This window comes from Methanobrevibacter oralis, from assembly GCF_001639275.1.
Taxonomy (GTDB): Archaea; Methanobacteriota; Methanobacteria; order Methanobacteriales; family Methanobacteriaceae; genus Methanocatella; species Methanocatella oralis.
Genome location: NZ_LWMU01000125.1, coordinates 1 through 25,669 on the forward strand (window position 1 = coordinate 1; position 25,669 = coordinate 25,669).

28 protein-coding genes are annotated in these 25,669 nt (G+C 28.7%); 13 read left to right on the forward strand and 15 right to left on the reverse strand.

Annotation, left to right across the window (positions count from 1 at the left end; genetic code table 11):
* The 5 genes from MBORA_RS09390 to MBORA_RS09410 form a co-directional block, all read right to left on the reverse strand.
* On the reverse strand, window positions 1-706 hold a 706-nt coding region (locus tag MBORA_RS09390; RefSeq protein ID WP_156482721.1), incomplete at its 3' end, for a hypothetical protein.
* Window positions 678-1,769, reverse strand: a complete 1,092-nt coding sequence (locus MBORA_RS09395; protein ID WP_063720586.1) for a right-handed parallel beta-helix repeat-containing protein — start codon at window positions 1,767-1,769, stop codon at window positions 678-680. The genes MBORA_RS09390 and MBORA_RS09395, both read right to left, overlap by 29 nt.
* A 1,086-nt stretch (window positions 1,770-2,855) precedes the next feature.
* Window positions 2,856-3,104, reverse strand: coding sequence for a hypothetical protein (locus MBORA_RS09400; RefSeq protein WP_042691532.1), 249 nt, complete (start codon window positions 3,102-3,104; stop codon window positions 2,856-2,858).
* Window positions 3,105-3,113: 9 nt separating this feature from the next.
* On the reverse strand, window positions 3,114-3,575 hold the full coding sequence (locus tag MBORA_RS09405; protein WP_042691535.1) for a GyrI-like domain-containing protein: 462 nt from the start codon (window positions 3,573-3,575) through the stop codon (window positions 3,114-3,116).
* Between the two features lie 48 nt (window positions 3,576-3,623).
* Window positions 3,624-4,847 (reverse strand): molybdenum cofactor synthesis domain-containing protein, encoded by a 1,224-nt coding sequence (locus tag MBORA_RS09410; protein ID WP_042691538.1) that lies wholly within the window; start codon window positions 4,845-4,847, stop codon window positions 3,624-3,626.
* Window positions 4,848-4,965: 118 nt separating this feature from the next.
* On the opposite strand from MBORA_RS09410, the gene eif1A reads away from it, so the two are divergent.
* The 12 genes from eif1A (at window position 4,966) to MBORA_RS09470 (ending at window position 16,509) form a co-directional block, all read left to right on the forward strand.
* Entirely contained in the window at window positions 4,966-5,271 is a 306-nt protein-coding gene (gene eif1A / locus MBORA_RS09415) for a translation initiation factor eIF-1A (protein ID WP_042691541.1), read from the forward strand.
* A gap of 26 nt (window positions 5,272-5,297) precedes the next feature.
* Window positions 5,298-6,077, forward strand: a complete 780-nt coding sequence (locus tag MBORA_RS09420; protein ID WP_063720587.1) for a serine protein kinase RIO — start codon at window positions 5,298-5,300, stop codon at window positions 6,075-6,077.
* Window positions 6,078-6,126: 49 nt separating this feature from the next.
* Entirely contained in the window at window positions 6,127-6,744 is a 618-nt protein-coding gene (locus MBORA_RS09425; protein WP_042691544.1) for a KH domain-containing protein, read from the forward strand.
* 307 nt (window positions 6,745-7,051) lie between these two features.
* Window positions 7,052-8,728, forward strand: a complete 1,677-nt coding sequence (top6B, locus tag MBORA_RS09430; RefSeq protein WP_394328386.1) for a DNA topoisomerase VI subunit B — start codon at window positions 7,052-7,054, stop codon at window positions 8,726-8,728.
* Window positions 8,729-8,732: 4 nt separating this feature from the next.
* The gene (locus MBORA_RS09435) at window positions 8,733-9,830 is read left to right on the forward strand and encodes a DNA topoisomerase IV subunit A (RefSeq protein WP_042691547.1); all 1,098 of its coding nucleotides are present in this window, start codon (window positions 8,733-8,735) and stop codon (window positions 9,828-9,830) included.
* Window positions 9,831-9,932: 102 nt separating this feature from the next.
* Window positions 9,933-10,205 (forward strand): metal-sensing transcriptional repressor, encoded by a 273-nt coding sequence (locus tag MBORA_RS09440; RefSeq protein ID WP_042691550.1) that lies wholly within the window; start codon window positions 9,933-9,935, stop codon window positions 10,203-10,205.
* A 59-nt stretch (window positions 10,206-10,264) separates the two neighbouring features.
* Entirely contained in the window at window positions 10,265-12,106 is a 1,842-nt protein-coding gene (locus tag MBORA_RS09445; protein ID WP_063720588.1) for a heavy metal translocating P-type ATPase, read from the forward strand.
* 73 nt (window positions 12,107-12,179) lie between these two features.
* A complete protein-coding gene (locus MBORA_RS09450) occupies window positions 12,180-12,392 on the forward strand; it encodes a heavy-metal-associated domain-containing protein (RefSeq protein WP_042691552.1) in 213 nt (70 codons plus the stop codon).
* 122 nt (window positions 12,393-12,514) lie between these two features.
* Window positions 12,515-13,531 (forward strand): phosphorylating glyceraldehyde-3-phosphate dehydrogenase, encoded by a 1,017-nt coding sequence (locus tag MBORA_RS09455; protein WP_042691555.1) that lies wholly within the window; start codon window positions 12,515-12,517, stop codon window positions 13,529-13,531.
* A gap of 27 nt (window positions 13,532-13,558) precedes the next feature.
* On the forward strand, window positions 13,559-14,395 hold the full coding sequence (locus MBORA_RS09460; RefSeq protein WP_063720589.1) for a TIM barrel protein: 837 nt from the start codon (window positions 13,559-13,561) through the stop codon (window positions 14,393-14,395).
* An 85-nt stretch (window positions 14,396-14,480) separates the two neighbouring features.
* Complete coding sequence (locus MBORA_RS09465; RefSeq protein WP_063720590.1) at window positions 14,481-15,602, forward strand: AAA family ATPase; 1,122 nt, start codon at window positions 14,481-14,483, stop codon at window positions 15,600-15,602.
* A gap of 346 nt (window positions 15,603-15,948) precedes the next feature.
* On the forward strand, window positions 15,949-16,509 hold the full coding sequence (locus tag MBORA_RS09470; protein ID WP_147659456.1) for a hypothetical protein: 561 nt from the start codon (window positions 15,949-15,951) through the stop codon (window positions 16,507-16,509).
* A 9-nt stretch (window positions 16,510-16,518) separates the two neighbouring features.
* Here the strand turns inward: MBORA_RS09470 and hemA are convergent, their stop codons facing one another.
* From hemA to MBORA_RS09485, 3 genes are read right to left on the reverse strand one after another with little or no spacing between them, the layout of a single operon-like run.
* Window positions 16,519-17,715, reverse strand: coding sequence for a glutamyl-tRNA reductase (gene hemA / locus MBORA_RS09475; RefSeq protein WP_063720591.1), 1,197 nt, complete (start codon window positions 17,713-17,715; stop codon window positions 16,519-16,521).
* Window positions 17,705-18,340, reverse strand: coding sequence for a precorrin-2 dehydrogenase/sirohydrochlorin ferrochelatase family protein (locus tag MBORA_RS09480; protein WP_063720592.1), 636 nt, complete (start codon window positions 18,338-18,340; stop codon window positions 17,705-17,707). Before MBORA_RS09480 ends, hemA begins: the two co-directional genes overlap by 11 nt.
* Before the next feature lies 1 nt (window position 18,341).
* Window positions 18,342-18,824, reverse strand: a complete 483-nt coding sequence (locus MBORA_RS09485; protein ID WP_042691560.1) for a methanogenesis marker 9 domain-containing protein — start codon at window positions 18,822-18,824, stop codon at window positions 18,342-18,344.
* Window positions 18,825-19,031: 207 nt separating this feature from the next.
* On the opposite strand from MBORA_RS09485, the gene MBORA_RS09490 reads away from it, so the two are divergent.
* Window positions 19,032-19,703 carry a M48 family metallopeptidase gene (locus MBORA_RS09490; protein WP_063720593.1) on the forward strand — a complete coding sequence of 224 codons (672 nt, stop codon included), beginning with the start codon at window positions 19,032-19,034 and terminating at the stop codon, window positions 19,701-19,703.
* A gap of 13 nt (window positions 19,704-19,716) precedes the next feature.
* On the opposite strand, the gene atwA is transcribed toward MBORA_RS09490, so the two are convergent.
* From atwA to MBORA_RS09525, 7 genes are read right to left on the reverse strand one after another with little or no spacing between them, the layout of a single operon-like run.
* Window positions 19,717-21,321 carry a methyl coenzyme M reductase system, component A2 gene (gene atwA / locus MBORA_RS09495; RefSeq protein WP_042691563.1) on the reverse strand — a complete coding sequence of 535 codons (1,605 nt, stop codon included), beginning with the start codon at window positions 21,319-21,321 and terminating at the stop codon, window positions 19,717-19,719.
* 59 nt (window positions 21,322-21,380) lie between these two features.
* A complete protein-coding gene (locus tag MBORA_RS09500; protein ID WP_042691566.1) occupies window positions 21,381-22,088 on the reverse strand; it encodes an MJ0144 family RNA dihydrouridine synthase-like protein in 708 nt (235 codons plus the stop codon).
* A 32-nt stretch (window positions 22,089-22,120) separates the two neighbouring features.
* Entirely contained in the window at window positions 22,121-22,885 is a 765-nt protein-coding gene (locus tag MBORA_RS09505; protein WP_063720594.1) for a GTP cyclohydrolase III, read from the reverse strand.
* Window positions 22,886-22,901: 16 nt separating this feature from the next.
* Window positions 22,902-23,807, reverse strand: coding sequence for a 2-phospho-L-lactate transferase (cofD, locus tag MBORA_RS09510; protein ID WP_042691568.1), 906 nt, complete (start codon window positions 23,805-23,807; stop codon window positions 22,902-22,904).
* A gap of 8 nt (window positions 23,808-23,815) precedes the next feature.
* Window positions 23,816-24,580, reverse strand: a complete 765-nt coding sequence (locus MBORA_RS09515; protein ID WP_042691570.1) for a coenzyme F420-0:L-glutamate ligase — start codon at window positions 24,578-24,580, stop codon at window positions 23,816-23,818.
* Window positions 24,581-24,607: 27 nt separating this feature from the next.
* Window positions 24,608-25,234: an IMP cyclohydrolase gene (locus tag MBORA_RS09520; RefSeq protein ID WP_042691573.1), complete on the reverse strand. Its 627-nt coding sequence runs from the start codon at window positions 25,232-25,234 to the stop codon at window positions 24,608-24,610.
* 16 nt (window positions 25,235-25,250) lie between these two features.
* A complete protein-coding gene (locus MBORA_RS09525) occupies window positions 25,251-25,661 on the reverse strand; it encodes an ExbD/TolR family protein (protein ID WP_042691576.1) in 411 nt (136 codons plus the stop codon).
* Window positions 25,662-25,669 lie beyond the last annotated feature (8 nt).

The following is a 25,669-nucleotide window of genomic DNA, read 5'->3' on the forward strand; positions in this document are numbered from 1 at the left end:
TTGCATGTATTATTTGTACTTTAAATATTCCACCCATGAAATAAATATTTAAGTTTTTATTTTTTGTTATTGGGGATTTTAAGATTTTTATCTTGGTTGTGAAGGTGCTTGGACCATAATCTTTATCTCCATTGAATTTAGCTATTATTGAGTATTGTCCAGGTTTTTGTTTGAGAAGTATAGTAGCATAGCCATATTTGTCTGTTTTTAGGTTGTATTTTTTATTTTTGATTGTGATTTGAAGATTTTTATAAATTAAAGGTTTTCCTTGGTAGTCTGTTAATTTTACCTTATATTTTGTCCCATCATTATAAAACATATACACATTATTAGAATTTAAATAAGAATCACCAGTAATAATTAAATCATTAGTCAAATCATTACCATCTTTTTTATAAATCATTTTAATAGTGTGTTTTCCACTGTTTAAATTAAAAAAAGTAATATTCTTATTTATCCCACTATTAAGGATTTTATTACCATTTTCATAGTAATCAACATTGTAATTATTTTTTTCGTAGTAAATTAAGTTATTAACAGTAACAGTGTTTGTATTTTTAGGACGAAATACACTAAAAGTACAAGCAAATATATCACCTGACTTAAACCAGTAAATAACATTACCTTTAAATTTAGCATGGTTATTAACAAAAGAACAACTACTTAATTTACCATTATCACCCCCCCCCCCACCAACGAACAGCACCACCATCCTCCTGGGCAGTATTATTATTAAAAGAACAACCACTTAAAAAACCATTATCACCATACCAAGAAACAGCACCACCATAATCAGCATGATTATTATTAAAAGAACAACCATTTAACTTACCATTATTCCAAGCCCAATAAACAGCACCACCATACCCTCGGGCAGTATTATTATTAAAAGAACAACCATTTAACTTACCATTATTACCAGTCCAATAAACAGCACCACCATGCTCGGCAGTATTATTATTAAAAGAACAACCACTTAAAAAACCATTAGCACCATGCCAATGAACAGCACCACCATAATAAGCAGTATTATTATTAAAAGAACAACCACTTAAAAAACCATTAGCACCATACCAATAAACAGCACCACCATACCCTCGGGCAGTATTATTATTAAAAGAACAACCACTTAAAAAACCATTATCACCCCCCCAACGAACAGCACCACCATAATTATTGGCTTTGTTGTTGTTGAAATAGCAGTGGCTTATTTTACCATTAGTTCCATGTAAGTAAACAACACCTCCTAATTTTGTGCCTTGGTTGTTGTTGAAAGAGCAATATTGTAAATTAGCGTAGTCTCCATACCAATCTATAGCACTGCCCCAGTCGGTGTCTGTGTTTTTTGCGTTTATGAATTTTATATTTTTTATTGTGACGTGTTTTCCATCTATTTTAAGTATTCTTGTTGCTAATTTTCCATCTATTATGTGATTTTTCCCATCTATAGTTATAGATTTGCCAATGAATATTGGAGAATCACCTGTAGTGTATGTATAGTCCTTGTTTAAAGTTATTGTATCTCCAATATGAGCATTGTTTATTATGTTTTGTAAATCTTTAAAAGTAGATGATGAGGCTTTTAAAGTATTATTCGACTCAGAATTGCCTAAAACACTATTATCTATATCTTGTATTTCCAAATAGTTACTATTTTCCTCATTTAAACCAATATCCCCAGTTACATTATCTTCTGCCGAAACTGTAGAAACAGTTAAAAATACAAAAAACAATAAAAATATTAAAATTTTACTAAAATTTTTAAACATTTTAAAAACTCCTCCATTTATTTTACCTAAAACCCTAAAAAAACTTATTAATAAATTATTTATTAAGCAATAACATTTATTTCTTACTTAATATACCCTAATTCAAAAGTTTTAATAGGATTTTCTTATATATGAAAAAAATAATACTCTCAATTCAAAAAAAAGAACTATTTATTATTTAATACTAAAGCCAAATATTTTATCATATTACATTAAATGAACATAATTACATTAAATAAATAATAATTCAATTTTATTTTTAGAAAGTACTATTTTACAATAAAAAATTATATAGATAATCATATAAATAATTAACTGATATCATTATTTTATGGAGGAGGGGTGGACTCAATTTTGTTAGCTCTTATTTTTCGTTTTTTTCAATCCAACCTCCTCTTTGACACATTACCCAACTGAAAAAATATTCATCCCAACACTCCAAATTTCTTTTTACACACATTTCAGGCATTAAATTTCAAAATGTAATTTTTTCTATTTAATATGTTAATACAATCTAATTTTCCTTTGTGTCTTTTTAAAAGGAACAATACAAATTTTTTTATATTATTAGAACTTTGTAGAAAACATAGTAAAATTTGGACTAACATCAAAATTTTTTTACCATTTTAATCAAAAAAACACATTATTTATTATGAAATTTCACTTTGATGTAAAAAAATATATTGCTTGTATTTTTATTAAACTTGGAATTATATTTAATAAAGTTAAAATAAAAATATAATAAAATAGAGAATAATTATTAGTATAAAACAAAAATAAATCATTTTTCGTATTATTTATTTGAATTCAAGGCATTTAAGTCTTTTTGAAATTGGTCTTGATGTTGATGAAAAATTTTTAGACGTACATTCGCTGAGAAAAAATAACAATGATGAATTATACTTTTAAAATTCACTGAATTAATGTATAATACGCTCGATTGACTTTTAGTAATCATTCCAGTGAGTATAGTATCTAATTTATATACTCAATAAGAAACAATTTTTTATAAAAAATTAAATTTGACAGACACCCAACAATAAAATATTTAATAAAAGACAATGGTAAAAGTAAAAATAAGAAAAATTAAATTTTTTTCAATTTTTCACGATATCTGTCAATTGTTGAAGAAGAATAATCAATATTTAGATAATGCGAAGTTAATTTTTTATTATCATCAAAATCTTTCAATTGTTTCCTATTAAGACTTTCAATTTCTTGATTTAGCCTATTTATTTTAGCATCAAAAGCCATTTCGAATTTTTTCATTGATTTATAAGTATTTTTAGAAATTTTTTCAAGTTCTTTATCTAAATCAAACCCTTCTTTAGACACATTAAACACCTACATTTCAATAATAGGTAATTGAATTTCTGTTACAAACTCTTTTTCATCATCACAATTGTAAAAACTTTTAATTAAAACTTCTTTAGGAGATCCAATAATATCATAATTGTTTTTTTGAGAAATTTCAACTAATTCTTTATAAGTATCTAAAATATTATCAATTGACCCATAATGCCTTCCAGATAAAACTTTGTGTTCAAATAAATCTACAACACGAATAATATCTTTTTCATCAACATCTTCTTCAAGGACAATACCTACATCAAATACAGCATCCCCTTCATTTACATCATGTCTTGGAGAGTAATATACAATAAATGGTTCTCCATTTGTTTTAATTTCTTCAGCATCAACCCAACCAACTAATTTAGAAACTAAAATATCTAAATCTTCAATTGGACCTTTGTAATTAATAACAGCTAATTTTTGATCAGGAATAATTTTTACTTCACTATCCATTCTTACACCTTATAATATATATCTAAAAATAACAATTAAAAAATATTTTTAATTAAATAAATAAACTTCAACATTTTCTCCTTCATCTAAAATTTCAACAGATTTTGGAACTTTCACATAACCATCTGCTGTTGAAAGTGAAAATATTGCACCAGAGTCCTTAAATATAGGATGAACATTTTCACCATCCACTTTAACAAGCTGATATTGCATACGACCCACAGGAGAATGAATTCTTCTAGTCATTTTACCTTTAACTATTTTATTCTCAAATTCTTTATTAATTCCAGACAATTTAGTTAATGCTTGAGCTACAAATACATTAAATATCATCAAAGCAGAAACTGGATTACCTGGAAGGCCAATAACAACTTTACCATTAACTACAGCAACAATAGTGGGTTTACCAGGCTGAACAGAAATTCCATGAACATATACTTCACCTAATTCATCTAAAACTGTTCTCATTACATCCCCTTGACCTGCAGAAGTCCCACCAGAACAGAGTAAAATATCTACTTCATCTAAAGCATTAATAATATTTTCTTTAACTAATTTATAATCATCCTGAACAATACCTAAAAACTCTGCATTAGCACCACATGAAATTGCAGCATTTTTAATCATGTTTCCATTAACATCATAAATTTTACCATGCGTTAATTCTTCACTTTGCATTGTAACTTCATTTCCAGAAGATATTACACCAACAGTAGGTTTTTTAAAAACTTCAATATTCTCAAAACCTTGTGAAAGTAAAACACCAATTTTACCCGGATTTAAAAAATCGCCTTTTTTAAGAATTAAATTTCCCTCTTTAATATCAGATCCTTTACTTGCAACATCTTGAGATGGAGTGGCGGTTGTTAATAAATTAACTTTATCATCAAATTTTTCACAATATTCAACCATCACAATTGCATCAGAGCCTTCAGGAAGTGCAGCTCCAGTGCTTATTTCAATACATTTTCCTTTTTCAACAACTTTATCAGTAGTTGAACCTGCTTCTAAAAAATCAATTACATCTAATGTGTTTGGATTTTCTTCACTAGCTCCAAAGCTATCTTCTGAGAGAATCGCAAATCCATCTTTTAATGCTTTATCAAAAGGAGGAAAATCTATTCTACTATAAACATCTTCATATAATATTCTACCGTAAGCTTCACTACATGATATTTCTTCACTTAAAAAGTTATAATTTTCATCAAATAAATCTTGAATTATATTTAATGCATCATCACATTCTTTAATTTTTAAAAATTCAACTCCCATAATATCTCCTTTAAATAAAATCCAATAAGTTAATATATATATTATTTATAAATATATAAATAATTTAATATTATGTACGATAATGAGTAGATAAGCTATTGAAACTGGAGGAGAGTATTTGTCAAGACCAAATCAAAACCAACAACAAGAATATAGAAGAGTAAGAACTCCTAGAAAAGGAGAAATACCTGGAGTAGTAGAACAAATCATGGGACATGGAAAATTAAAAGTCAGATGTGCAGATGGAAACATGAGAATGACTAGAATCCCTGGAAAAATGAAAAAACGTATTTGGATTCGCGAAGGAGATGTCATTTTAGTAAAACCTTGGGATTTTCAATCTGATGAAAAAGCTGATGTGATTTGGAGATACACCAAAACTGAATCTAATTGGCTTGAAAGAAAAGGTTACCTAAAAATGTAACCATTACCTATTTTTAAACGATTTTAATGGATTCAAAAATAGCTAAAGCAGATGCAAAACATCAAAAATTACATTCTGAAAAAAGAAAAAAGGATAATTCTGAGCGAAAAGTAGGTAATGAAATTTTTGATAAATTAACTTTAGAAACTTTGTATAAATTAGCTAATCAAGGATACATTGATATATTAAATGGTGCAATAAGTACTGGAAAAGAGGCCAATGTACTTACAGGCATTGATAAAAATGAAAATTTTTTAGCTGTTAAGATTTATAGAATAGCTACTTCTGATTTTAAAAAAATGGATTATTATCTTAAAGGCGATCCAAGATTTAATATAAAAACTAAAAATAAAAGAAAAATAATTTACTCTTGGGTTACAAAAGAATTTAAAAACTTAACACGATTATATGAAGCTGGAGTTAGAGTTCCAAAAGCATTCACTAGTGCTAATAATGTTCTTTTAATTGAATTCATTGGGGATGAAACTGGAAATCCAGCTCAACCTGTTAAAAACCAACCACCTAAAAATCCTGATGAATTTTTTAATAAATTATTAGTTCAATTTAAATTATTTGTTAACGAAGCTAAACTCGTTCATGGTGATTTATCTAATTATAACATCTTAAATTTTAATGAAAAACCTGTTATTATAGATGTTTCACAATCTGTTGTTTTAGACAATCCCATTTCAAGAGAATTACTTGAAAGAGACATCAACACTATAGTTCACGAATATAGAAAATTATGTGTTAAAACTAGTTTTGAAGAAGTCTGGGAATACCTTGATTGTAAGTTTTTTAAATAAATTTAAATAAAATATTTAAAATAAATACTATAATGAGAGGTGAAAAAATATGCCAGAAACAGATTATTTGAAAATACCTCAAAATAGAGTAGGGGCATTAATTGGAAGCAATGGAAATATTAAAAAATCCATTGAAAAAGCTACTAGAACCATACTTGAAATAGATAGTAATGATGGTACTGTATATATATCACCTAGAGAAGATATGGAAGATCCATTAGGAGTTTGGAATGCAAATCACATTGTAAAAGCTATAGCTCGTGGATTTAACCCTGAAGTTGCACTTAAACTAGTTAGTGATGAAATTTACTTAGAAATTATGAAATTACCTTTATATATAGGGAAATCTAAAAACGCTCTTGCTAGATATAAAGGCAGAATTATTGGTAAAAATGGAAAAACACGTGAAATAATAATGGAAATGGCTGAAGTTGATATGGCTATTTATGGAAAAACCGTTTCATTAATAGGTGAAATGGACAATATTACGGTAGCTAAAGAAGCTATTGAAATGATCTTAAATGGATCTAGACATAAATCTGTTTATTCTTTCTTAGAACATAAAAAAGAAACATTAAAAATGAAAGAATTTAAAGAGTTAGTTGGAATCGAAGAAGATAAAATCGAATTAAAAGATGGTATCGAATTCGATGCTGAAAACATTTAGTAACAAAAATTTTTTGTTACTTATATTATTTTTTTAAAATGACTACAATATTACTATTTAATAAAAAGTAGAGTCAATATTTTAAATAATATAGTAAACTATTATATACTTTAACCAACATATATAGATAACATAGTTTAAATACTATATTTTTTGCAAAAAATTATTATTATTTTTATCTTAATTTTAGTAGCTATAGATAGGGTAATAAAAAAATATTACTTTTAAAATGATCTATAACTTAGATTAGGTATAAGATAATGAAATAATTAATAATCACAATAACCTACAAAAAAGGAGGAAAAACGTGATACAACAAGATATCGGACTCGATTGGCAGAAAGATTTTACAAGATTAACCCCATCCGAGTTTTTTAGAAAAAATAAACAAATGTTAGGATTTACTGGGAAAATCCGTTCATTAACAATTGTTTTTCACGAATTAATAACAAATAGTTTTGATGCAGCTGAGGAATCAGGAATTCTCCCAGATATTGATATTGAATTAAAACGAGTAGATAAAGAACATTATATCTTAAAACATAAAGATAACGGTCCAGGAATTCCTGAAAAATATATTATGCAAGTATACTGTACAATGTTTGCAGGATCTAAATTTAGAAACATCCAATCAAGAGGTCAACAAGGTTTAGGTTGTAGTGGTTGTGTACTACTATCTCAAATGACAACCGGTAAACCAACCCGTGTAATTTCCTGTTATAAAGATGGAGATGAACTCAAAGGAGTTAAAATGAAATTTCAAATGGATGTGAAAAAAAATACTGGAATTTTAATGGAACGTGAAGATTTCCCTTGCAAACAAACTGGAGTTTGCATTGAATTACAATTCAAAGAAGTTTCATACTCCCTTGCAGAACAAGGTGCATTTGAATACATAAGAAGAACCATGATTGGAAACCCTCATGCTAAAATTACATTTAGAGATCCGAGTGGGCACAAATACATTTTTAAAAGAGCCGCAGATGTTATTCCAGTACTTCCTCAGGAAGTATTACCTCACCCAACAGGAGTTAGTGCTGATGACTTAATGACAATGGCACAAAACACCGATAAAAGAAGATACAAAAGCATGTTAACCGCATCACTTTCAAGAATGTCAAATAAAAGAGTCGATGAAATAAGTGAATTAACTAAAATTGACATGAATAAACGTCCAAAAGACATGACTTTCTCAGAAGCAGAAACTATTGTACACTGTTTTAAGAAAATGAAATTCATGGCTCCACCAACAAATGGACTTATTCCTATTGGATCTGAACAAATTGAAAAAGGTATGAAACAAATACTAAAACCTGAATTCATCACAACAATTACTAGAAAACCTGCAACATATTCCGGAGGAGTATCATTCATTATTGAAGCAGGACTTGCATATGGTGGAGAAGCTGGAAGAGTTGTTAATGAACAAAGAAAGTCTGAAATTATGAGATTTGCTAACAGAGTTCCATTAACTTTCGATGCAGGAAGTTGTGCTATTACTGAAGCTTTAAAAAGTATTGACTGGAAACGTTATGGCCTTAAAGATTTAGATAACACACCATTAACATTATTTGTAAATATTATATCAACTCAAGTACCTTATCTTTCAACTGGTAAACAAAGTGTATCACCAGAACCTGAAATTGTTCATGAAATTAGACAAGCTACAATGAAATTAGCTCGTAAACTTCAAAAGCACATTAGGGCGAAAAAAGCAGCTAAAGAAAAAGAAAAACGTTCAAAAGTATTTGAAGATTATGTTCCTGTAATTATTGAAGAATCTGCTAAATTAGGAGAAACCGGTGTTCCAGAGTATCAAGAAGTTCTAGCTAAAGTAACTAAAAGAGCGCTTGCAGAGTTACTTGGTGAAAAAATCGAGGAAGAAGAGGAAGAAGAAGAACTTGATGCAATCATCATGGAAGAATTTGATGAACGTGGACATAGCGTTGATAGTGCATTAGATGAATATGATGCAGACAGGTGATTAAATGACTGATGAAGTAAAACAACAAGAAAAATCTCATAAAGAATTAAGAAAAGAATACACTTTTAATAAATTAAAAGGATTAGGTCAAGAAATCATTGAGGAAATTGAAAAAAATAAAGTTCCTTCTATTAGAGTACCTTCCCGTGGTACTGGAAATATTGTTTATGATGATGCTAAAAGATATTATATCTTAGGCGATAGATACGGAAAAAGATCATTAGGTAATGTTAAGCAAATTAGAAAATTAGGACAAATGGTCTATGTAGCTAATTTCTGTAAAGATTTAGTATCAAGAGAAAAAACAGCAACTATCAGGGAAATGTATTATGTTTCTGAAGGTTGGGGAATTAGTTTTAAAACACAACAAGAATCTAACATTGTTGGAGAAGATTTAGAAGTAACGCTTGGAACTACAAGGGAAGATTTAGGATTAATGCCTGAGGAAGACGGGGCATCAGTATATGGAGACATTACATTATTAGATGATGATGTGGAAATTAATGCTTCAAAAGCAGGGAAATCCGGTTATACTATTTCACCAACTATTGACCAAGTAGAATTCTTAGATTGTGGTGTGGAAAGAGTCATTGCAGTGGAAACAATGGGGATGTTCCACAGAATGGTTCAAGAAAATGCGCATAAACGATTTAATACTTTAATTGTCGGATTAAAAGGACAAGCTGCTCGTGCTACAAGAAGATTCATTAAAAGGGTAAATGAAGAATTAGGTTTACCTGTTTATATTTGTAACGACGGAGACCCCTGGGGGTTCCACATTGCACAAGTAATTATTTCAGGAAGTGCTAAATTAGCTCATGTTAATCACGATTTAGCTACTCCTGATGCTAAATTTATGGGTGTTACAGCATCAGATATTATTAACTATGATTTACCAACTGATAAGCTCAAAGATGTCGATGTCATGAGATTAAAAGAATTATCTAAAGATCCAAGATACAAAAGTGATTTCTGGCAAACAGAAATTAAAAAGATGCTTAAGATTGGTAAAAAAGCAGAACAGCAATCTTTTTCAAAATATGGGCTTGAATATGTTGTAGACACATATTTCCCACAAAAATTAGAAGAATTGGAAAATTAAATTTAAATTTTCATTCTTATTTTTTATTTTTAAAAAATCACCATCAAAACATTTATATGCATCCAGACTACATATACCCCAATAGGTATAGGATGTGTTATTTTGAAAAAATGTATGGATTCAGAAAATATTCATAGAAGAATCAAAAAAATAATAGGTCAATTAAATGCTATTGATCGTATGATTGATGAAGATATCCCTTGTGAACAAATATTAATGCAAATTAATGCTTCTAAATCAGCATTACACAAAGTAGGGCATATCATTGTTGAAGGACATTTAGAACATTGTATTAAAGAATCTATTGAATCTAATAATTCTGATGATGCAATAAATGATTTTTCATCAATATTAGAATATTACTCCAGATTATAATTTTTTTTAAAATAATTATATACCAATACAGGTATAGCCATACATAGGGGTTGTAAGAAATGAATTTAAAATTTGGCAAAAAAGAAAAAATTGATATTATCAAAATAAGTATCTCCACAATAACATTGATTGGAAGTTTTTTACTATTAATAGATTATTTATCTTTAGTACCAATTATCCTCTGTGGAATTCCAATATTTAAAGAGTGTATTGAAAAATTAATAAAAGAACACGATATAAAAGCAGATTTATTAATAACAATAGCAATTATTGCTTCGATAATTATTGGAGAAACATTTGCAGCTGGAGAAATTGCAACAATAATGGCTATTGGAGGATTTTTAGAAGAATATACTGTATCAAAAACACAATTAAAAATAAAAGAATTAGTAAATCTAACTCCACAAAAAGCAACTAGAATAAAAAATGGAATTGAAGAAAAAATTAATGCTGAAGATATCCAAATTGGAGATATTTTAAAAGTGTTGCCAGGAGAAACAATAGCTAGTGATGGTGTAATTTTAAATGGTGAAACATCAATTAACCAAGCTACAATAACAGGAGAATCTTTACCATTAAATAAAACAAAAGGTGATGAAGTATATAGTGGAACAATAAATGAATATGGTTCATTTACAATGAAAACAACTAAAAAAAGTAAAGATAGTTCGTTTCAAAGACTAGTTAAGTTAATTGAATCATCAAAACCAGAAAATGCAAAAATTGTTAAAACAGCAGATAAATGGGCAACTTGGATTGTGATAATAGCATTTACAGCAAGCATTTTAACCTTTATAGTAACAGGTGAAATAACAAGATCAGTGACTATTTTAGTTGTTTTTTGTCCATGCGCATTAGTGCTAGCTACACCCGTTGCAATCATGGCGGCAATCGGAAATTTAACAAAATATGGTATTTTAGTTAAAGATGGAAACTCCTTTGAAGAACTATCAAAAGTAAAGGAATTAATATTTGATAAAACAGGAACACTAACTCATGGAACCCCAAAAATTGTTAAAATTATTAGTGATGATGAAGAAGAAATGATGGAATTATTAACTTCAGTAGAAAGTAAATCAGAACATCCCATTGCAAAAAGTATTGTTAAATATAGTGAAAATAAAGATTTAAAAGAAGTTTCGAATTTTAAAATTGATGTTGGTAAAGGAATAACCGGCATGATAGATGGAGATGAAATATGTGCTGGTAATTTAAAATATCTTAAAGAAAAAAACATTACACCAAAATTTATTGATGAAAATGATTTGAATGTTGAAATCTATGTTTCAAAAAATAAAGAAGTTATTGGAAAAGTTATCCTCAAAGACACATTGCGTGAAAGTTCCAAAAAAACAATAAACATGTTAAAAAAATTAAACATAAAAACCACATTATTAACAGGAGATAATGAAAAAACTGGGCTGAAAATTGCTCGAGAAGTAAATGTTTCCAATGCTCATTATAATTGTTTGCCAGAAGATAAATTAAAATATATCAAAGAAAAACAACTTGAAAATAATAAAATAGCCATGATTGGTGACGGAATAAATGATGCTCCTTCATTAAAAAAAGCAAATGTAGGTATAGCAATGGGTAAAATTGGAAGCGATATAACAATAAACACTGCAGATATTACATTAATAAATGATAACCTTAAAGATATTCCCCAACTAATAGCTATTTCTAGAAAAACTATAAAAACAATTAATATAAGTATTGGATTTGCAATTACTTTAAATGTATTAGCTATGATATTAGCTATTTTAAATATTATATGTCCAATTGAAGGAGCTTTAATTCATAATATTGGTTCTATAATAGTTATATCATACTCAACAAAGTTAATTAACTATAAACTACACTTAAATGAACCTCAAAAAAATGAAAATACTATAATTTAGTTAAAACTAAAAGTTTAAATAATCCTATTTGAAAATACTAGTACATAAATATAAATTATAGGAGATGAAACTTATGGCAATTGAAGAAAAAGAAATTAAAGTCGTAGGAATGCATTGTAACTCATGTGTAAATGCTGTTCAACTTTCATTAACTGATATTGATGGTGTTGAAGATGCAAAAGCTGATTTAGACAGCGGGATTACAAAAATAACCTTAGATACCGATAAAGTAACTGATGCTGATTTAACTGAAGCAGTTGAAGAAGCAGGATTCGATGTAGAATAAATCTACATTTATTTTTTTTCTTTTTTTAAACTTTTAAACCCATTTTAAAATATTAAATTATAAATAACTTAAACAATAAAATTTAATCCACATAAGAGATTTTTTTTATAAAAGGGATTAAAATGAAATCTGTTGCAATTAATGGATATGGAACCATAGGTAAGAGAGTGGCCGATGCAGTGGCTGCTCAGGACGATATGAAAATAATTGGAGTTAGTAAAACTAGACCAAATTATGAAGCAAGAACAGCTGTTGAAGAAAAAGGATATGATTTATATATTGGAATTCCTGAAAAAGAACAACTATTTAAAGATGCGGGTATTGAAATTGCAGGAACAGTAGAAAATATGATTCAAGAAGCCGATGTTGTTGTAGATTGTACTCCTGGAAGTATTGGACCTCAAAATCTTGAAATGTATAAAAAAGCTGGCATAAAAGCTATTTATCAAGGTGGAGAAGATCATGAATTAACAGGCCTTTCATTTAATGCTATTTCCAATTATGATGATTCGTATGGTGCAGATTATACCAGAGTAGTTTCTTGTAATACTACTGGTCTTACACGAACATTATATACTATTGATAAAATTGCAGATATTAAAAAAGCTAGGGCAGTGATGGTTAGAAGAGGATCAGACCCATCTGAAGTTAAAAAAGGCCCAATTAACTCAATTGTACCTAATCCTCCAACTGTACCATCACATCATGGCCCAGATGTAAAAACTGTTATGAATAGAATTGATGTGACCACAATGGCGCTTCTTGTACCTACAACTTTAATGCACCAACACAATATTATGGTTGAAATCAACAACAATGTTGAAACTGAAGACATTGTTGAAGCATTAGAAAAACGTTCAAGAGTGCTTGTTATTGATGCATCAGAAGGTTTAGGCTCAACTGCAGAGTTAATGGAATATGCTAAAGAATTAGGAAGAAATAGAAATGATTTATATGAAATTCCTGTATGGAGAGAATCCATTAATGTAGTAGAAAATGAATTATTCTATATGCAAGCTGTACATCAAGAATCTGATGTAATACCTGAAAATATTGATGCTATTCGAGCAATTTTAGAAATAGAAAGTGATAAGGAAAAATCAATAGCTAAAACCAACAAATCAATGGGAATTTTATAATTCCTATCAACCGACACTTTGATAATAATGAAAGATAATGTACTATTTGGACCTGCCGGTAGCCCGATAAATTACAAAGGTAAAGCATACGAAGCTCCAAAATATATCCAAAAAGAAGGACTTGATTCATATGAATACCAATCACCATATGGAGTTAGAATTGGTCAAAATGCAGCTGAAACTTTAAAAAAAGAATCTGAAAAATATGGCATTTTAATTTCAATGCATGGTCCATATTATATTAATTTATGTGCAAAAGAAGAAAAAAAGATTGAAAAAAGTCTTAATCATCTAATAGCTACTGCACGTGCAGGAGAATGGATGGGAGCTTATAGATTAGTATTTCATCCAGGATTTTACACAAATCAAAAACCCACAAAAGCTATGGAAATATCAAAAAATACCATTAATAAGTTATTTGAAAAATTAGAAGTAGAAGGCATTTGTGAATTTACTTTCGCTCCCGAAACTACAGGAAAACGCACACAACAAGGAAATGTTAAAGAAATTGTTGAATTATGTGCTAGCTTTGATCATTTTGAACCAACAATTGATTTTGCACATGTACATGCAAGAGGTAGGGGATTTTTAAATAGTAAAACAGATTATAATTGTATTTTTTCAACAATTGAAGATAATCTGGATATTGATATGCTACATTGTCATTTTACAACAATCGAATATGGCCCTGGTGGTGAAGTAAAACATCATATACTTGCTGAAAGTGATGAATACGGTCCAAATATTAAAGATTTACTTGAAAATCTTGTTGAAAATGGTTGGAAGGCAAATATTATTTGTGAAACCCCACTTCGTGATGAAGATGCCCTAAAAATGAAAGAATTATACAAAAGTTTAATATAGTTCAAATTTTATAATATATCACTATTTAAATAAAATAATTTACAAATCCAATTATTATATAAATAAAAAACAAAGGGAGGATAATTTGAAAAGCAATAATTTACCAGTTGAAAGTAAAACATCAAACCAAAAAACACCTAAAAAAGAAAATGGAAATGATATCTTTGCTGAATGTGTAGTTTTAAAACCTATTGGTTATCCTTTTGATTTTGCATTAATGGAAAATGATATAGAAATTAGTAACACAAAATTATTTGAAGAATATGCCCGTGAACAATGGTTAGGAGTAGTTGTAAAAGAAAATTCTTATTTATTCGATCAAAAAATAATTCCAGACTATGGATTTCAAATAATAACTGCCAAACCTAATGAATCAATAATTTCAGAAAAAACGAATATTAACATTTTATTTGATGAAATAAAAGAAATTGATGAGGTTAAAAATAAATCAAACATTAAACTTTCTGATGTTGTTGGTCAAAAAAATGCTAAAAATAAAATTAAAGTGTTAATGAAATATTTGGAAAATCCCGAAATATTTAACCAATGGGCACCAAAAAACATATTATTTTACGGACAACCAGGTACTGGAAAAACCATGCTTGTAAAAGCACTAACTAATGAACTTAACATTCCATTGTATTTAATTAAAGCCACATCACTTATTGGAGATCATGTAGGAGATAGCTCATCTAAAATTCATGAATTATTTGAAAAGGCTAGTAAAAATTCACCATCATTAATATTCATTGATGAAATCGATGCAATAGCCCTGCATAGAAGTTTTCAATCATTAAGAGGAGATGTGTCTGAAATAGTAAACTCATTACTAACTGAATTAGATGGAATTTCAAATAATGATGCCGTAATGACAATTTGTGCAACAAACAATCTTAATTCTCTTGATTATGCATTTAGAAGTAGATTTGAAGAAGAAATTGAATTTGAATTACCGAACGAAGAAGAAAGATTAGCTATTTTAAAAAAAAATTTAGCTACAATCCCACTAGATTATAATTTAGAATTAGACAAAATAGTTAATATGACAAAAGGAATGTCTGGACGGGATTTGAAAGAAAAAATCTTAAAAACATCACTTCACCATGCAATAGCTAATGATTCGAACACCATTACTATGAAAGATATTGATTATGCCATCAAATCTTGTAAAATTAAAAACAGTGAAGTGAAAGGAATGTTTGAATAAATCCCTATTATTTTTTTTAAAAAAATAAACACAAGATATATATAATAAAACATCATATATAAACATAACCAACACCAATGTGATTTAAATGAAAAATTTTAACCCGAATATACAAGAAGCAAGTTTTTTTAAAAATTTACTGCATTTACTGCAAAGAAATGAATATATCAGATTAAAACATGATATAATGCCAAAACCACATGATAGCAAAGTTAAGCAAAATTACAAAAACAATTTTTCAATATGGTTCTCAAGGATATGTCTAAACAATGATGAAAAAATATATTATTTTGGATTAAAAGAAACAGAAAAGTTTAAAAAATATAAACCGAAGCCAAAATTAATATTGAAATTTAATAATAATCCTGAAAAATCATCTATTAAAATTTCAAAAAATAATTCTGTCTCGTTTTTAATCAAAATAGACCCCAAATCTCATATTTATAAAAAAATACGGGAAAAATTTGTCATATCTCGTCCTATTAATAATGAAGAATACTTTAAAGATAATTATTATTATGTAAAAGTTGGTCATTTAACTTCTAAAAAAATAATTAAAAATATTAAAAAGTTATGCGAATTAGTTGATAATTCCAGCGATTTTAACAAAGAATTAGAAAAATCCAACTTAATAAGACCACAAGAGATATTTACAAATGAAACAATTAAAAATAATATTATTAAAGGTGTTGAACCCATATTAGAATATGCTAATGGCTATTGTGTCAAAGAAGGAATGACTTTAGATGGAAAAAAACATAAAAAAGGATCATTTAAAAAAAGACGGAATAATGAAGGTGGTGGAGGTAAAAAAGGATTTGGATTCAAACCTGAATCTTTAAATCATGAAATAGATTGGAGTGAAATAAATGAATCTCTTGAAAAGGATGTTTTAGGAGATTATTAATACAAAACATTATTCACAGAAAATATACTCAACTGCAGAGAGAACATCCTCATTATCCTCTTTTGCAGCACTTTTTATTTTTTGAGAAATATCAAAAAAAATCTTATTAACAATAGAATTTGTTAAATTATTTAATATTTTAGCACTATCATCTACATCAGATAATTTTGAAGCAGCTTTTTTAGTTTCATCTTGTCTTATTTTTTCCATAGATACTCTTAAATTAGCTAGTGTTCCTTCAACTTCCATTATTTTGAAAGACCCTTTAAGTAAATTAAACTCATCTTCGATGATATCTTCTGCTTCACAAAACTCATTAATTCTAAGTTGAGTATTTTCATCTGCAATGTCTCGTAAATCATCTATATTGAATAATTTAACTCCTAATTCAGCAACATCCTCTGAAACATCACGTGGATTTGCAATATCAACAATCATCAAATTAGAATAATCCATATTAATAGTTAAAAGACGTTCTTTAGTTAATAATGTATGAGGTGCACTTGTTGCACTAATAACTAAATCTGCATTTGCTAAATACTTCTCCAAGTCAGAAAATAATATGGCTTCCCCATTTAAATCACGAGCTAACTCAACAGCGACATAAAAAGTTCGATTTGCTACAAAAATTGCTTTTAAATCTTTTTCAGCTAGTGCCTTTGCAACTAACCTACCCATTTTCCCAGCACCAACAACTAAAACATTTTTATTTTCTAAACTTCCTAAATGTTTTTCTGCTAAATCAATAGCAACTGATCCAATAGAAACAGAACCCTTATTAATATTAGTTTTATTTCTTACAACTTGCCCTACATGAATAGCTTTAGTAAAAAGAGTATCTAAAACTTTTCCACAGTGAAGATTTTTGCTTGCTTTATATTTAGCATCTTTAACTTGACCTAAAATTTGATCTTCACCAACAATCATTGATTCTAAACCAGCAGCCATACGTAATAAATGAATAATTGCATCTTCACCATGTTCAATAATTATCGCATTATTATCATGATCCAATAACTCTTCTTCAGCCATTATATAATCATTATGAATATAATACTCTTTACGATTACAAGTATGTATTTCAATGTATTCAGTAATTGAAAATCTTTCTTGCAACTTTAAAAACAATTCATCAATATCTTGAGCAATATTTTCCATTGAATGAATATCTGCTACTTTATGATCAACCCTTAAATTAAGTATCACTTAAATCCCCTATATTATCAATTAAATTTTTAATGTATTCTTTTGATTCATCAATCTTATTGTATTTAATTAAATTATTGACAGTTTCATCTTCAAAAATGTCATATAAAACATTTTTACGATCTTTTTGATTAGAAAGTTTTTTTTTAAGTAAAGACCTTGCAAAATTTTGAAGTTCAATTTCTAAAATATCTTCATCAGTAATAATTGACTGAATCTTTTTTCTTAATTGGCGAGCCATTAATGGACTTCTGCCATTTGTAAAAATAGAAATCTCAACATCAGCTATTTTAAAACTTGTTGGAATAATAATGTTTCCATCATCTGGTGCATCTGCTCGATTTAATAATTTATTACTTGCAATTTTTGAAACATACTCTGAAAGCTCTTTATCACCACTAGCTAAAATAACTAAATCAGCCCATTTAACTAAAGAATCCACTTCATCCGTTGATACTAAAATAGCTCCTTTACTTTTAAGTCCATCATCCAAATCACTTCCAGCTAATTTAACAAAAGCCCCATGATCTAAGAATCTATTTGCTCTACGAGTAGCTACTTCACCAGTACCTAATACAAATACTTTTAAATCAGAAGTTTTCAAATAACAAGAAGTCCAATTCATTTTAATCAGAATTCTCCAACATTTTTGCCCTTAATACTCTAACAGCAGCCCTTAAATCATTATTACAATCTGTTAAAATATTTATTGCTTCAATTTTAGAAACATTAAATGTTTCAGCTAATGATTCTGCTTTTTCATCAGCTGCTGGTTTTTCAACACCAGTTAATCTTTCAGATAACTCTTTTTTCAAATCTAAATACTCATCATGGCTCATTCCAATATTATTTAAAGTCATGTCTCTTAATGGACAAGGTTTAGATGGTTTGCAACACCATACTAATGATCCAAAACAAGTTCCTGCCCCTTCGCCTAATTTAGTTTCTCTTGCAAATTGAGTTTTAATATCAATATAATCTTGTGGAGTTAAATTAACTTCATCTAGTACATTTAATATAGGACATGGTTTAACCGGTGGACAACAAAATGCTAAACCCCTAACATCTCCTCCTCTACAAATATGAGACGGTGCGTCTTCCCAAGTCATATACTCCCTCCAAATCAAAGTTTAAAATATAAATTAATAATAATTAAAATATTAGTTTATTTATATAAATTTTAAATTATATAACCTTTTTTATAGTATATATAATCTCAAATATTAATTGATTAAGTATTTCATGTTAGAGAAATAGATAAATAAATTAATTAATGGAATACGCCATTTGATTTAAACAACAACACATATTAAAACATGAAAATTAATAACATTCCAACTGAAATAAGTAGAAAAAAAATTAAAAATATGTATATACGAGTATTGCCACCAATTGCTAATGTTAAAGTATCAGTACCTAAACATTTATCTGATAAAGAAATTTATGAGTTTATTGAATCTCATAAAGATTGGATTGAAAAAAAGAGAAGATATATTTTAGAAAATAAAATACAAGCTCCTTTAAAGTATAAGTCTGGTGAAACCCATTGCCTATGGGGTGAAAAATACATTTTAAAAGTAATATCTAATGAAAAAGTAAAAGATATTACTGTCAATAATGGAATTATTTATCTTCCTGTTTCAAAAAGAAGCACAATAAAAAGTAGAAAAAAAGCATTGAATGAATTTTATAGGTTAGAAATGAAAAAAAATATTCCTCCATTATTAAATAAATGTATAAATATTGTTGGAAAACAACCTAATGAAGTAAAAATAAGAGATATGAAAAATTGGGGTAATTGTCACTTTCAAGATAAACGAATCACATTAAATTTAAAATTAGCTACAAAACCACGAATCTGTTTAGAATATGTTATTATACATGAATTAACTCATTTAATTGAATTTAATCATAGTAAAAATTTTAAAAAATTAATGGAGGAATTCTTGCCAAATTGGCGTGAAATAAAAGAATTATTAAATAAATAAAAAGAAAAGAATATTATTTTTGTTCTTCTTTAAACATACCCCTTTTCTCATCAGGATTTAATATTTCAACCATTTCTTCAGGAGTACCCATATCAAGGATTTTACCTCCTCTCATTAAAGCAGCTCTGTCACAAACATCTAACACAAAGTCCATATCGTGAGAAATTATAATAAAAGTTTGCTCTAATTCTTTACGTGCTTTTAAAATTGAATCTGTAACAATAACACGAGTGATTGGATCCATTGTACCTGTTGGTTCATCTAAAATAATGAGTTTAGGTTCTTTAATAAGAACTTGTGCAAGAGCTATTCTGTGTTTTTCTCCTACACTTAATTCATCAGGGTATTTACTTAAAATTCCCTCGGCTGTTGCATCTGAAAATCCAACAGTAGTCAATACATGTATTGCTTTAATCTTAGCAAATTCTGCAGGTAAATCTAAGCTAATAGCATCAGTTAAATTTCCTAAAATGTCCCTGTGTGGGTATAAGGAATATTCTTGATGTAATAAACCAATATATGGCATTACACGGCCTCTATTAAGAGGGCCTACCTTAGTCATATCAATCCATTCTTCACCTAGCTTAATATTGATTTCTCCACTACTTAACTCTGTTAATCCCATTAACATTTTTGTAAGTGTAGTTTTACCAGCACCACTTAAACCAACAATACCAAAGATTTCTTCTTTATTGATAGTTAAATTAATTCCATCAACAGCCTTAATTACTCCTCTTTCAATAGAATAATAATGTTTTTTAACATCTTTCATTTCCACTTCAGGTTCACCAAATTCTGGAATCTCTGGTTTTTCAGGAGCAGGAACTGTTTTCATGAAGTTATCCACAACGGTTTTAGGATTCCCTTCCTCTTTGATTTGACCTTCTTCAAGCCAAATTACATTATCAGCAAGTTCTGTCATTACTTCTGGCCAGTGAGAAGTAATTAACATAGTTATTCCAGCTTCTTTTACACCATGATTTAATGTATTATGTAATTTAACAGCAGTTTGAGGATCTAATGTACCAGTTGGTTCATCTGCTAAGAACATCATCGGTTCTTTAGCTAATTGTCTTGCAAGTACAACCCTTTGTTTTTCCCCACCACTTAAATCACGAGCAATATGTGTAATCCTATGATTCATTTGAACCATTTCTAATAATTCTAATGCACCATATAGTTTATCTTCATAATCTCTATCATTATCCATTGCCCTCATGACGTTTTCAATTACTGTTTCCTCATCGTATAAAGCAAAGTTACGTTGTAACATGATAGATATTCTTCTTTTTATACTTGCAAATAACAATCTATCACAATTAAAGAAATCTATCTCTTTAGATTCTAAATTAGCTCCACAACTACATTTATCACCAACATGAGATGGTGAGTCAACTGCCAAACATTCAGGACAAACAGCAAGATTCATAATAATATTTCCACTATCTGGCTTATAATCTAAAGTTCCTCTAAGCATGTTAATTAAAACGGATTTTCCACTACCACTGCGTCCTAAAATACCTAATGTCTCCCCTTCATATATCTTTAAATTAATATCTTTAAGAACATCAACACCATTAAATGTTTTTGTAATATTCTTAAGAGTTATAAAATCCATGAAATCACCTTTTTATCAATTAATAAATATATATTAAATTCTTTATAATAGTTTCGAATTTAATATTTAAGAATATCAAAATCTAAATTGCCAGAAATAATAGCTCTTGCAATAGAAAAACCAGAAACACCAGTCTTTAACATTTTTTCAAGATTTGGTTCGTTATTAATAGAATTATTACCAATAACTGGAATACTAACCTGATTAACTAAGTTTTTCAATAATTCATAATCTGCACCAGCACCGATTTTCATAGCATCAACATGTAAATAATCAGCACCTGCATCTTCAATTAAACTAGCTATTTTTAATGTATCTACACCACCAACATTAGCTCTAATCTTAACAGATACTTTTGAATTAGCATTATCTGCAACTTCTGAAATGAATTTATGTAAATCATTTCGTTTTAACATTTCTTGGCCACAACCAATAGCTAAAATTTCATCTTGACGACAATGACAATTAATTTCAACAATATCTAAATCTTTAATAGAACTTAACTCAATAATAGGTTGGGATGTTGTTGATCTGAGATTTGCAGAAACTTTTACATTTTTATGAGTATTTTTTATCAAAGCTGCTTCGCTTTCAATATATGGAAAAATTTCATCGAGAGGAAAGTAAAATTCTCTTCTTCCTCTTTTAATTATCTTTTCACTAGCTTTAATTGTAGGAGTATCTAAACTATAACCCCCTAAAGTAGCTACATTGAAACCAAATGGAATAACTTTATTTAAAAATTCGGCATTAGTTATTCCAGCCATAGGAGCAACTACTTTAAAAATATAAATTCCCCCTAATATTCCTTTTCAATAACCCAAGTCCACATTTCATTATTGCGTTCACGAATTTCTTCAAGCCCAATATCTGCCATGTAAGCAGCATCTTCAGCATTTTTTCCTCTACCTATTCCTGCTTTAAGAGCAATACCTATTTCCTCATTAATTTCAACGAGAACCTCCTCAATATCTTTTTCAGACATTCCATTACATGGAGCCATGAAATTATCTCCACCAATGAAAAATAATAATGCTCCTTTTTTAATTAATTTAGTCATCAAATAATGTTGAGCTTTATTAACCATGAAACTTGTGTCAAAAGCAGACTCAATATCTGTTAAAGTTTTAGTTACACTATTAATATCAATATGAGCTGCTTGAACAAAACTATCATCTTCTTCTTCAATTAAACTATCAATAGCTAAAATTTCTTTTCTTTGACTTGATTGGGCTCCACCTTCTCTTTGAAGAGCTATAGTTGCTAATTTTTGAGCTTCATGAGGAGTTTCTGCAGCACCTACACCCATACTAACAGTTATAGGATATCTATTTCTAATAGATCTTTGAATTCTTAAGTGATCTTCCTCATTAAGACCATTTGAAATAGCAAGTAAATTGTCGAATCTTGTAAAAAAGACTAAACCTTTTTTATTTCCGAATTGTTGATTTAAATCAGCAAATAAATTTGCTTGCAACATTTGTAAATCAGATTCTGTACGTGGTCTTGGAGTAACAGTCCAAGGACCATAATTATCAATTTGTATTAATGTCATTTGTATCATTAAAAAAACGCTCCACTCAAAGAACTTCTTTTAAAATTATCTCAGCCAAATTTTTCTTAGCCTTAAAATTATCCATAATTGTATTTGTAATTGTTACCTTATTAACTATTTGCTTTAAATCTTTAATTTTGTCAATGTCTTTTTCATCAATGACAATATTATCTAAAAAATCTTCATATAATGATGCAACACCAAATGGTGAAACTTCAATATTCAATGCCTTCATAAACTTACTAGCTGGACCACTAACAGAATCTTCACCAATAATAGGAGACACTGCAATTACATAAGTCTTTTTTAAAGCATCACGAACACCTTCAAGAGATAAAATCGGTAATATTGAAGTAATAGGATTGGAAGGACCAATAATAACTGCTTTTGAATTATTAATAGTTTCAATAATCCCCTCTGAAGGGGATACATTAGAGAATTTAACATCTAAAACTTCAGGTTGACATTGATGTTTAATTAAAAAATCATGAAATTCTAATTCTCCAATATCTGTAACAATCTTAATTTCTGAGTCTTCATTACTCATGGGTATGATTTTAGATGAAATACCCATTTTTTTAGCCTGAATGTCAACAGATTCACTTAAAGAATATTTCTTCATCAACTCTGTTTTTTGTATTTTAGTAGCTCTATCTTTATCTCCTATACGAAGCAATTCAGGAGCTCCTATTTTTTCAAGTTGTTCATTAGTAATGAAAGTATCTCCCTTAATGCCATGCCACAACTCATCATTAATCTGATTAGACATTGTATATAAAACTGTATCAATATCAGCAGATACATAAACACCTGAAAAATAATCATTTTCCAAAGTATTTACAATAATAGTTAATTCAGTAGGGTCAATTATTTCTTTTATTCCTTGAAGTAATTTTGGAGTTCCAGTTCCACCAGATAATATTGTAATCATAATTTCACTTATTTTCTAAACACATCAAATTCTTTAGGTCTAATTAAAGAAGTTATACTAGAATCAACATCACGCAATTTATCAAAACTATCAAAACCTCTAATAATAACAACCGGCAATCCTTCATCAGCTTGACCCATTACAAGAGAAGCAGCTGCTGCTAATTCATCACCTGTTGCAATTTCAGTTGTTTCAAGTTTACGACCATATAAATCTTTTTCACCAACACGCTTCCATAGTGCTTTAATTCCAGAACAACCAATAGCAACTCCAACAGCCCCGTTTCTAAATGCTCTTCCTTGAGTATCTGTGATAATAACAGCTATTTCTTCCCCAAATTCTTCCTCTAAATACCGTCTAATTTCTCTTGCAGATTTATCAGAATCCTTAGGCATAGGAGTAGCTAATCCTTCATCAGCATTAGATTCATCAATCCCTGCATTTGCGCAAACAAAACCATGATGAGTTTCACTTATAATAAAATCAGGGCCTACTTCTACAATTTCATTTGATTCTCCAAAAATAGCTTCGACTAATTTTGGATTTTTTTTAGATTTTAGTGCAATTTCAATAGCTTCCTTTGAAGGATTTATTTCATCTATTTTAATAAAATTTCCCTCTACTTTTGAAATTAAAGTTTCAGCAATTAAAATAATATCCCCATGTTTAATTGAACATTCTTGTTTTAAAATAGCATCTTTAATCATTTGTGAAATGTCATCGCCCTTATTTACAATTGGAATATTCTCTAACCCAATTAATTCAATTGTCATAATATCATCATGAGAATAAAAAAAAGATTAAGGATTATAAATATCTATATTCCATTGTCCATCAAAAACAGCAGCGCATGAAGTTACTGGTTTTTCATAATTAGCAAAAGTTCCGCGATCAAAAATAAATTTAGCAGCTTCTTTTGGATTTTCACCATCAAAGTCCACTAAATCATAAACTTGATTTCCATATGTAGAAATAAATGCTGCTTTAGCATATGGTACTTTTTCAACTAACAATTTAGAATCACTAACTATTCCTATATAACATTCATAATCTTCTTCTATTTCTGCTGATTTCACAACGCCTGCAATTCTAGGTGTATGATAATCATCTTTTTCATAATCCATTGTAAGTAATGAATATGCAAGTGCATCTTTAATATTCATTCCTAAAGCTATTTTATCAGCAATCACATCTGTTTGAGAACCATTAGATACAATAGCAATATCATCTTCAATAATAATACTATTATAAGAAATATAGGTATTTTCGAAGATATCTCTTTCATGTCCTTCTATAGGAACAACAGCTACTCTTTTTTCATGTTTTAAACATTGCCTATTTGGAAATGATCTACTTGAAACTCTATATGCAACAAAAGCTTTTCTCTCACTAGTCATTCCAACAGATAGAATTCTTCCAACATACATTTTATTTTTACTCCATTTAAAGTGTAGGACTTTGTACAGCATCACGAGGGGAGTCACCTGAAGGAGTAGTAATAACTACCTCACCTGGTTTAATTACAATCTGTCCATTATCAATAATATTAGCCTGAACCCCAACAGCATTACCTGCAATCGCATCCGATCTATCTTGACCATCAACTGTAACCTTATGTAAATTAGCTACAGGGACCACATAATATTCTGCATCACCAGATACATCTGTGACATTTGGTTTTCCAGTATCTGGATTTGTAGCATCATCTGTTACATCAGTTGTAGTAGCTGAAAAACTACTTGTTATAACTAGAAAAATCATGATTGTAAAAAGAATATCAATAAATGGAACCAAATTAATACTTGGTTTTTGATTTAATATCTTACGTTTATATGCTTTAACATCAATTGTCATAAAACCAC